Annotated in this window: 12 protein-coding genes and 1 pseudogene; all 13 read right to left on the reverse strand. The window is 40.0% G+C overall.

Annotated features, from left to right (window positions below; all coding sequences use genetic code 11):
* Positions 1-72: 72 nt before the first annotated feature.
* The 13 genes and pseudogenes from AC058W_RS10410 to AC058W_RS10470 all read right to left on the reverse strand — a co-directional run bounded on the left by AC058W_RS10410 (position 73) and on the right by AC058W_RS10470 (position 9360).
* Positions 73-975 carry a hypothetical protein gene (locus AC058W_RS10410; protein ID WP_479390060.1) on the reverse strand — a complete coding sequence of 301 codons (903 nt, stop codon included), beginning with the start codon at positions 973-975 and terminating at the stop codon, positions 73-75.
* Positions 932-1333, reverse strand: coding sequence for a hypothetical protein (locus AC058W_RS10415; RefSeq protein WP_479390061.1), 402 nt, complete (start codon positions 1331-1333; stop codon positions 932-934). The genes AC058W_RS10410 and AC058W_RS10415 overlap by 44 nt, the downstream gene beginning before the upstream one ends.
* 394 nt (positions 1334-1727) lie before the next feature.
* A pseudogene (locus AC058W_RS10420) lies at positions 1728-2480 on the reverse strand (hypothetical protein).
* Positions 2481-2796: 316 nt separating this feature from the next.
* Positions 2797-3078 carry a hypothetical protein gene (locus AC058W_RS10425; RefSeq protein ID WP_243009668.1) on the reverse strand — a complete coding sequence of 94 codons (282 nt, stop codon included), beginning with the start codon at positions 3076-3078 and terminating at the stop codon, positions 2797-2799.
* A gap of 32 nt (positions 3079-3110) precedes the next feature.
* The gene (locus AC058W_RS10430) at positions 3111-3242 is read right to left on the reverse strand and encodes a hypothetical protein (protein ID WP_479390062.1); all 132 of its coding nucleotides are present in this window, start codon (positions 3240-3242) and stop codon (positions 3111-3113) included.
* A gap of 28 nt (positions 3243-3270) precedes the next feature.
* On the reverse strand, positions 3271-3651 hold the full coding sequence (locus tag AC058W_RS10435) for a hypothetical protein (protein ID WP_003023131.1): 381 nt from the start codon (positions 3649-3651) through the stop codon (positions 3271-3273).
* A gap of 291 nt (positions 3652-3942) precedes the next feature.
* Positions 3943-4419: a hypothetical protein gene (locus AC058W_RS10440; RefSeq protein WP_117677512.1), complete on the reverse strand. Its 477-nt coding sequence runs from the start codon at positions 4417-4419 to the stop codon at positions 3943-3945.
* 241 nt (positions 4420-4660) lie between these two features.
* Positions 4661-4942: a molecular chaperone gene (locus AC058W_RS10445; RefSeq protein ID WP_117677513.1), complete on the reverse strand. Its 282-nt coding sequence runs from the start codon at positions 4940-4942 to the stop codon at positions 4661-4663.
* Complete coding sequence (locus AC058W_RS10450; RefSeq protein ID WP_117677514.1) at positions 4920-5168, reverse strand: ferredoxin; 249 nt, start codon at positions 5166-5168, stop codon at positions 4920-4922. Before AC058W_RS10450 ends, AC058W_RS10445 begins: the two co-directional genes overlap by 23 nt.
* 109 nt (positions 5169-5277) lie before the next feature.
* Complete coding sequence (locus AC058W_RS10455) at positions 5278-5661, reverse strand: TnpV protein (RefSeq protein WP_117677515.1); 384 nt, start codon at positions 5659-5661, stop codon at positions 5278-5280.
* On the reverse strand, positions 5658-7580 hold the full coding sequence (locus AC058W_RS10460) for a recombinase family protein (RefSeq protein ID WP_117677516.1): 1923 nt from the start codon (positions 7578-7580) through the stop codon (positions 5658-5660). Before AC058W_RS10460 ends, AC058W_RS10455 begins: the two co-directional genes overlap by 4 nt.
* Complete coding sequence (locus AC058W_RS10465; protein ID WP_117677517.1) at positions 7577-9019, reverse strand: hypothetical protein; 1443 nt, start codon at positions 9017-9019, stop codon at positions 7577-7579. The genes AC058W_RS10460 and AC058W_RS10465 overlap by 4 nt, the downstream gene beginning before the upstream one ends.
* A gap of 20 nt (positions 9020-9039) precedes the next feature.
* The gene (locus AC058W_RS10470; protein ID WP_119244544.1) at positions 9040-9360 is read right to left on the reverse strand and encodes a hypothetical protein; all 321 of its coding nucleotides are present in this window, start codon (positions 9358-9360) and stop codon (positions 9040-9042) included.
* Between the last annotated feature and the right edge of the window lie 188 nt (positions 9361-9548).

A 9548-nucleotide genomic window follows, 5' to 3' on the forward strand; every position in this document is an offset into this window, starting at 1 on the left:
TCCATTATACTTCATCAACCTAAAGAATGGAAGATATTTTCTTGCTCCCTAAAGCAAAAGCACCTGTCATTTTCAAAGTGAAAACAGCAAGTGCCTTAGAGTTCCATATCCTGTTTTTTGCTTTTGGCCGCGAATTGTCCGGCTGACTTCACGCTCTGCCATTTCTTTCTTTTTGCGGCTCAACTGCTCTATAATGGAACTTTTGGCTTTCTTCTTGATTTGCTCCGTTCCGGCTTTTTTGACCTCCGGCTTCATCAGCGTGGTTTGGATTCTCTGAATGGTTGATTTCATAGCGTTTGTGATTCTGGCAATCACGCCATCCAATCGTTTCGTTGCATACTCGATTTCTTTCTTTGAAGCCTTACGCTCAGGGGAGAGAATCCACGCTTTAGACTGCTCCACCAGTTTAATATCCTCCTTGTGCGTTTCCAGTTTTACAGTATCAGCAACGACCTCAACCGCCTTGTCATAGGCAATATCGGCAACCTCATCCACCAGAGCTTCCACATCCTCAATCTTCATCGTGAGTTCTTCCAACTTTTGCTCCTGTGCTGCCAGTTGCTCCTTTTGCTTGAAAAGAATATAGTCCTGTTTTTCCAGATAGGCACGACCACCATATTCCGGTTCTTCTTCCAGTTGTAAGCCATGCTTTTTCGCCACATCAAACAGCAGCACTCGGCAAGCTGAATCGAAAGTCATCTTGCGGTTATTTTTTCTTCCGACAGGCTTCTCCGGTTCCGGCAGTTCAAACCCCAGTGCTTCCAAAGCCTTTTCCTGTTGTGGGGCAATCTCCCCATATTGATTTTCACAGTCGAACACATGACGCTCGTGAATATAAGGGGTACTTTCATCCAAGTGCAGAGCCCAATTCAGGATATGGACATGAGAACCGAAACGCTCATTTACGATTTCCATAAATTCTGTGACGATCTCAATGAGCAATTCCGGTGGAACATGGATTATCAAGCGTTCCAATCTGATAGACCGTTTCCTCTGGACAGGTCTTCTTGCTTTTGAGTAAATCTCCGGTTTCCTTATTTCTTTCAGGGTGTCGGTTCTTCACATTTCTTTCATTCTGTCCGGTCACAAAATCACGATACCGCTGACGAAAAAAAAGCTGTTCCCACATCTTGAAAAGTGGCAGACAACTCATTTTCCTTTTCGGGATTTTTGAAATTGCGGAAGCCATTGTAACGGTCCCAATAGAGATTTTGTTTGGCTCGTTCTTCGTCAATGTGTTCGCTGTTGGCAATGTCAAAACTGCGGTCATTGTGCTTCGGATTATAAACGCCATTCTTTCCCGGCTCAGTCCATTGTGTCTTGTTAATTTCACATGAGTTCCTCCTTTTCTTTTTGATTTTCCCCGACAGGGGAGAAGGGCAGCGAAGCTGATTCCTTGCGGCTTTACTAGCGTGAAGTAATACCCAGTCTCAAGTGGGCGAAGCGCCACTTAACTGGGCAAGGCTGCCGCCCTTGACCTGCACAGAGGGGTATTGCATTCCCTGTACCCATGCACAAAGGGTTGCACCCTCTGTACTCCCGCCCGAACAAACTGACTTCGCCCCGTCCCAAGCTCTGTCAGTTCCTTCGGTTTTACAAAACAGTCCACCGGACTATTTTTGCAAAAAGAAAAACCGACGCATGATCGCTTTACGCTCAATACATCGGTTTCTTCATCTGACCTTGACGGTCATATTCAGTTGTGGCAGATTAGCCAATTTGAAAAATTACTCTGGCACATCTACTAGGATGACTCAGACAATCGCCTCTTTTATTGCTTTTCAAATCGTTATAATACCACATATACATCGTTCTACCATATTCTTCATATTCTATAATCCCATCTGGCTTTTGACCTTCTACTTCTAATGAGTAAATTTCTTTATCATGTGCATAGCCAAAAACGAATCTGAGTTATCCGGATAATTTGGATTTAAGTCTTGTTGAATATCACTTATTGTTAAAGATAAATGGATAAATTTTTTGAAGTCTCCCCCATAAGTGGTATCTGGTGTAGTGGTAGCTGGTGTAGCATTTACAAACGCATATTGTGTACTTTCATTTTCTATCTTTTTTTTGCAGCGTGCAATCACAAAACCTTGAACGGGATCGTTATCACTTCCTGCCCGACAGAAAACCGTATCATACTGTTTGCCATTCCATATATGCAATATTTCATCAACATGATTAAGAAAATCTTCTGGAGCTGATAAATTTTCATGTTCTGCTTTTAAGGGGGAATTCAAAATAGCTTCTTCGATAGAGTTATAATATATGAGTTCAGAATCCTTTTTATCGTAATCACTCAAATTGAATTCGACATATGCATTGTCTTTATTGTCATCTTCCGGAACATAAGTATAGCGACCATTTTCAATATGGTCATCATAATCAACAAACAGTCCAATACATATCAGCGCTGCAAAAATCAAAAAAACTATTCCTACAATGATTAGCAATATTTTCAAAAATTTTTTCATACAAAAGTCCACCTTCTTGCTTCATTTCAGTAAATTATATCATACCGATATGAACAATTCAATTCACGCTCTATCAAGTAGTTTTTTACTTACCTATAACGCACATTTCCGCAAAATCCATAGTCTCCGATACTTTCCTCACAGGCGATATACAGTCGGAATTCTGTCAGCTCATGAAATAAGAAAAACCGACGCATGATCGCTTTACGCTCAATACATCGGTTTCTTTATCTGACCTTGACGGTCATATTCAGTTGTGGCAGATTACAGGTAATCTACAAATTTCCCAAAACAAAATAGGATATTTATTTTTATTCTATTCAACTACATACCCATATTCTGTGTGTGGTAAATACCTTACAGTTATCTTATCTCCTAAATCGCTACCTGTTCCCCAATATTTTAATGAATGTTCTTCTCCAGTTTTCTCATCTCTAATATGTATTCTTCTTTCACTATTAGAGTTTTCTCCTGACATTGCACCTTGTGTAACTTCTCCGGTAACTTCAACTAAATTGTTAGATAGTAAATAAGGTATATCCAAGCAACAAGGAACAGTTATAAATATACCGAGAATCAATAACCCAACAACTGCCATCACATTGATTATTTTTTCCCATTTTTGATATTTTATTTTTTCTTCTTCATTGACAGCCTTTCGTTTATAAACTTCCCATTTTTCTTTCTATGCAAAACATACATAATTAAGACTATAAATGATACTATAATCACTCCAAAAGTTCTAAACATCAATAATGCCATAAATTTGTACTCCTTTCAAAGCGACACGCTATTTATTAACAGCTTTATCAGCTAATCTTTTATCTCCCCATGGCGTTTTCAGCATAGGCTCATTATCAATAATTCCTGCTCTTAAAATTTCAAGGGGTTTTTCTAATTGTAAGATGTTTTTATTATCTATAATAATAGCAGTTTGAAATTCCTCAAAACTTTCAAAAACTCTGTCTTGAAATATAAAAGATATATTTTCTTTACATTCCTCTGCGTTAGCAGGTAAAACACAGGAACCCATCACATATTTTTTCTCATTATAGGAAAACTCAATAAGAGTAAAAGCCATATCATTATCATAATCAGACTTGATAATTTCCATTAGATCTTTTGCTTCAATAATGAGCGTTGGCTTTTCATTTTTCTTAAAACCAAACATGAATAACACCTCCAAGAATTAACTTTATCTTATTTTTCATTATACTTCATCAACTTAACGAATGGAAGAAAAATTTGTGTGCAGAGTTCCTGTTCAAGCCTTGTAACGCGCATTTATGCAAAATCCATAGTCACCGATACTTTCCTCACGGGTGATATACAGTCGGAATTCTGTCAGCTCATGAAATAAGAAAAACCGACGCATGATCGCTTTACGCTCAATACATCGGTTTCTTCATCTGACCTTGACGGTCATATTCAGTTGTGGCAGATTACAGGTAATCTACAAAAATTATTTTTTCCATATAACTTCCCCACAATGCGGACACTTTTTGGGAATGATTAAATTGCTATTTTCATATTGAATTAAAGATATTTTCTTATTCTTGCGGTCACAAATATCTTTAACTTCTTTATTTACAAGACAACCTCCTTCTTCTCCTAAATATCCCAAAGTAGTCTTATACCATGGAAATTTTCCTTTACATACAGGGCATTTCCATAAAAACAGGAAAATGTATTCAAAAAAGAAAGACACCAACCACATCAAAAAGGTTAAGAAAAATATGACTAAGCAAACAAGTCTAATATAATCAGGCAACACTCCTTTTATAGGCAACATTTCTTTTAGAAAAACCGCAATTCCCCCTACAACAAGTGATGGCACACAAATATATGGCAAAATACGAAATATTTTTTTATTCACTATACTTATCTTGTTTAATGAAGAAATATTTTTATATACAAATTCTACCTTACTTTTTTCCATATATACTGCCTCCCGAAAAGCTCACTTCTAAAATTATCTTTTGTCTATTATACTTCATCAGCCTAAAGAATGGAAGAAAAAATTTTGTGTACAGAGTTCCTGTTCAAACCTTGTAACGCACATTTTCGCAAAATCCATAGTCCCCGATACTTTCCTCACAGGCGATAGGCAACGGTCAAAACATCAGGTCTGCACCTGACATTTTAACCGCATATCAGCCCTGATTATCACATTATCCCTGCTAGCTGTTCAGCCCATGCTTTTTCGCATATTCGCTGGCTTTCTGTCTGCGTTCCTCACTGTAAGGCGGCAGGAAACGGATAGACAGACGGGACTTTGCCAGCTCATAAGAAACACCGCCTTGAACATTGGATTTTTCCAGTCGGCAAAGGTCAGGGTACTTCTTAGCAAAAGCAGCCAACCTCTTTTTCAATCCGGCGTTGTGGGTGTAGATATTTGCCTTGTCCTCGCCCTCATTAAAGAGAACGATTGTTTCTTTCTCAATCTTCGTCAGTCTCGTCATAGCAGCCCTCCCTATGGTTTTTCAACACACGCAGCTTGCAGTAAAAGCAGCGATACCACCTTTCAACACCCTCAGCACTCAGCTTGACGGAAAGCATATAAAACAGCTTCTTCGCCACTGGATCGGGTGCAAGGGCAGCTACCATACGCAAACGCTCGACAGTTGCTTTCAGGTTCGGACAGCCAAAGGCATAAAGGGTTTCCATTTCATTCTGGTTCATCTTCATTGTGTTTTCCTCCTTAAAATTTGATAAATGAAAAGCGACAGACACTTCATAAGGAAATACCTGTCGCTTCGTTGACGATATAAAATTGTTGGTTTTGGACTTGATAAAATCAGCAGTAAATCATTTCCTGTCTGATGATTTCTTCGGCTCGGTTACGGATAGAGTTCATGGACTGTACCCACAACATCTGATTGTCTGCTTTCATGGTTTCGGTCACACCCTCGGCTTGTTTCATCTGCTCAATGATAAGGCTGCACCTTTCCGCTGCCTGTTCGTTCAGGTCAGCAAGGTAAGTATGCAGTTCGCCGGATAAACAGAGGGCAGAGAACCTTGTAGGGCGGTACTGCTCCAAATATGTCCTGTGCAGTCTGCCCCACATACCGATAGGGCGGTGTTCCTCCGGTAGCTTCAAGTCCGGCACATAGTAATCGCCCACAAGAACATAGTCCAGACCGTTGCTTTCATCATGGATTCGTGATTTCAATTCTGTCATGCTATTTTTTCTCCTTTCACTTTTTGCCGATTTGATTTGCTTGTGGCGTTCTGTTCAACACACACATTGCTATCAGAACTTTTTTCTTCTGCTATACGCTCATGCTCCGCAAATTCTTTTGATTTCTCACGAATCTTTTTCATATACTTACGATTGGATTCTCGTTTTCTGCGAAGTCGTTCCGCCTCTTTTTCAGCAGCAATCCTTTCTTCCTCTGTTGGTTCATGCTGCTCCACAGGTACTTGAAATTGCCCGACATAGTTAAGATATATCTCCACCTCTGTGGTGCGGTCTGCACCTTTTCCTTGTGGCTCGTGAACCAGAATTTTGTCGATAAATTCATTTATCATGGCAGGAGTAAGTTCTGTAATGTTCTCATACTTTTTAACCAGCTTTAGAAAACGCTCCACATTATTTTGACCGCCTATAATCCGTTGCATATCAGCGGTGTCAGTCTCAATAATCTTGTTCAGCTCGTTCTGCTCATTTTCATAATCAGTAAGCATACTCTGAAAAAGTCTGTCCGGCAATCTTCCAATCACATTATCTTCATAGATTTTCCTGATAAGCATATCCAGTTCGTGAACTCGCTTCTGATTTCTTTCAATGCGGTTTTTTACAGTTTCAGAAACAGCAATATCTTTCATCGCCGATTCTTCTTGCAGAGAATAAACAAACTCCCGCTCATTCAAAGAAACATAATGGCAAGTCTCCTGTATGGTTTTCAGAATGATGCTTTTAAGTACTTTTGTTGAAATATGGTGGCAAGTACAATGTCGGTCATACTTCTGATAAGCAAGATTATATGTGGAACATTCATAACAATCTGCCGGATTGGAATAACTTGTCCTTTTTTCGCCTTTGGCAGTATAGTATATTCTTTCTCGCCCTTTCCGCTGCCTGTGATTATACATCGGCGCACCACAATCAGCACAGTAAATCTTTCCGGTCAGAACATTAGGCTCGCCCATAGGATCTGCTTTTCTTACATTCTGTCTTAACTTTTGAGCAAGCAGCCATGTTTCTTCATCGACAATAGGCTCTTGTGTATCATCAAAAACCACCCAATCTTCCTTATCTGCCCTTTTCGTCTTTTTGTCCTTATAGGAATTTTTGAATGTCCTGAAGTTGACAGTCTTTCCGATATACTCTGGTCGGGCAATCAGAGTAGTAACCTGATTTCCTCGCCACATATACGGATTTTCTTTGTCATAGTTGCTTGCATGATTTCCAAGTCCCTTTTTTCCAAGATAATAAGACGGTCTTTCTATTTTTTCTTCTGAAAGTTCTCTTGCTATCTGATAAGGTCCTTTTCCCTCAATAGTCATGCGATAAATTCTGCGGACTACTTCGGCAGCTTCTTCATCAATAATCCAATGGTCGGGGTTTTCGGGGTCTTTCAAATAGCCGTATGGTGGGATATTACTTGTATGAGCGTTGCCGGAAGAACCTCTGGATTTCAGTACAGCTTTAATTTTCTTACTTGTGTCCCTGACAAACCACTCATTCATAATATTCAGAAAAGGGGCAAACTCACTGGTTTCTTGACGGTCACTGTCAATACCATTATTGATTGCTATAAATCGAACTTCCTTTTCTCTAAACAGAATGTCAGTGAAAAAACCTACTTGCAAATGGTCTCTGCCGATTCTGGACATATCTTTGCAGATACAGGCAGTGATTTCTCCGTTTTTAACACCTTCAACAAGTCTGTTCCATGAAGGTCTGTCAAAGGTCGCTCCACTCCAACCATCATCGGTAAAATGAACAAGATTCGTAAAACCATGTTTTATAGCATAATCTTCAAGCATTTGCTTTTGATGAACGATACTGTTACTCTCTCCAGCATTATCGTCATCACGAGACAGTCTTTCATACAAAGCAGTAATGCCATTGCTTTTATCTTTTTTTCTTCTCATGCTGAACTCCTTTCTTCAATTCCTATCCACTCCTTACGCTCACAAAATATCACATCCATATTATGTTTGATTCCCTTAGAACATAGAGCGAAAATACCGGCTCCGCTTCCATTCACATGATTGCCGCTGATAGTTCCACCTTCTATATTAAGCAGACAACGATTATCTTTCGTTCCCTCTGTGTATATCGCACCTCCACGGTAACCCGCACTGTTATTACAGATTTCTGCATCTCCTTTGATGGTTACTTCTGAATACTTTGCTGAAATTGCACCACCTAATCCGCCAAAGACATTACCGTATTCGTCAGGAGCTGTTGCAATGGCTGTATTTTCATTGATGGTTCCAGATGAAATTTCTGCTTTAGAATAAACCAGATAAATTCCGCCACCTTCGCCGTGCATATCTTTAGAAGAAGGTTCTTTTGTTACTGTATTTTGGGTGATCTGGCAGCTTTTCCCATTTTCTTCTATCATAAACAAGTTAGACATATCCAAGTAGACACCTGAGCCCCGTCCACTTTTATTACCAGCAATGCTGCCTCCTTTTAAACTTACATTTGATTCTATCGCACATATTCCACCGCCATACGTTGCACTATGTCCACTGATTATACCTCCATTCACATTGACAATTGCATTAAACGCATATATTCCACCGCCACGCTCAACTATGTTCTGCTTATCTCCCTGGATTTCACCACCATTCAGATTTACAGTACTATGTGGTAATGCATAAATACAACTTTTTCCCGGGAACGGTCCAATCTCAGTGCCATCCTTTATAGTCAACGTTCCTGCCACCTCAATAGGATCAGCAGAGAACTGGCAAGGCGTACCATCCGGTGTTATATTATTTATTATTATATTTTGTAACGTTACATCACCCCGTATATACAGCATATGTGACATAGTGCTTCTTCCCGGACGAAGTGTCACATTCTCCAGAGTGACATTTTCATTGATGTCTATAGGATTAAGCAGATAGATAATTCCACCATTGGCAATCGCTATAGCCTTCGCAAGAGTCCCTACGGCATTTTCTACACTGCTTCCATCATTTGTATCATTTCCTGACCTCGAATCCAGGTAAACAACATTATTTCCTCCTGTCTGTGCAGCCGGAACGCTGTCATCGGAAAACTCGCTGACAACTTCTGCATCATTCCCGCCGGAAAATTCTGCATATTCCGGATTGTCAAACTTTTCTTCCGTTTCCGACAAGAGCGCAGGCTCTGTCAGGTTTTCCTCTGTACTGGCTACATCTCCGCAGTTCGTAGCAGACTCCACATCAACTGTCGGAATCTCTGCGTTCTCGGAAATTATCGACTGGCTGCCATCTGTAAAAGCGTCTGCCAATACCGGAGTTCCCGTCATCGTTACAGACATGACGATACATAATGCCAATGAAATAGTTTTTTTGAAACACTTTTTTCTCATACTTTACACCTTTCCTTTCTTCAAACATAATCTTCTGCATCTTGACTCTTTTGTCCTTTTTTTCTGAATTTGATACATAATGCGGTAATCACGACTGCCACAGTAAAGGAAATGACAGCCACCAACACATAACCGCCTGCGTCCTCATGCATCAGGATTGCGCCGTACATTCCCGTGATGTCTATTGGCTGGCTGTGCATTATCCCCATTGTTCCCACGAGAGACAGGAATAACAGGGTACACAGAACAGACAGCCGGCAGACTGTGCGCCGCTCCTGGCGGCGGTGGTATTCATGCATTCGCTTTTTTACCAATTCGATACGCTTTTCTGTATCATACATGTCTTCCATCCTCCTTTCAAAAAAACAGGTCTAAAAAGTCTTTCACTTATATAGGTACAAAAAAGCGAAAAACTCTCACCTGAAAATAAAATTTTTTTAAAAAAATTTGAGAGCTGTCGAAACAGCTCTCAAAAGCGGAAAATCAAGCTATATTATTGTATCGAAACTGCGGAAGATCTGCCCTGTTT

It is taken from the genome of Blautia sp. CGZ-1-C1 (assembly GCF_056504575.1).

Coding starts and splice junctions, on each gene's coding strand:
- AC058W_RS10445 (WP_117677513.1), bottom strand. CDS start 4,942: ATGACGAGACTGACGAAGATTGAGAAAGAAACAATCGTTCTCTTTAAT.
- AC058W_RS10470 (WP_119244544.1), bottom strand. CDS start 9,360: ATGTATGATACAGAAAAGCGTATCGAATTGGTAAAAAAGCGAATGCAT.
- AC058W_RS10460 (WP_117677516.1), bottom strand. CDS start 7,580: ATGAGAAGAAAAAAAGATAAAAGCAATGGCATTACTGCTTTGTATGAA.
- AC058W_RS10440 (WP_117677512.1), bottom strand. CDS start 4,419: ATGGAAAAAAGTAAGGTAGAATTTGTATATAAAAATATTTCTTCATTA.
- AC058W_RS10430 (WP_479390062.1), bottom strand. CDS start 3,242: ATGGCATTATTGATGTTTAGAACTTTTGGAGTGATTATAGTATCATTT.
- AC058W_RS10455 (WP_117677515.1), bottom strand. CDS start 5,661: ATGACAGAATTGAAATCACGAATCCATGATGAAAGCAACGGTCTGGAC.
- AC058W_RS10425 (WP_243009668.1), bottom strand. CDS start 3,078: ATGGCAGTTGTTGGGTTATTGATTCTCGGTATATTTATAACTGTTCCT.
- AC058W_RS10435 (WP_003023131.1), bottom strand. CDS start 3,651: ATGTTTGGTTTTAAGAAAAATGAAAAGCCAACGCTCATTATTGAAGCA.
- AC058W_RS10465 (WP_117677517.1), bottom strand. CDS start 9,019: ATGAGAAAAAAGTGTTTCAAAAAAACTATTTCATTGGCATTATGTATC.
- AC058W_RS10450 (WP_117677514.1), bottom strand. CDS start 5,168: ATGAAGATGAACCAGAATGAAATGGAAACCCTTTATGCCTTTGGCTGT.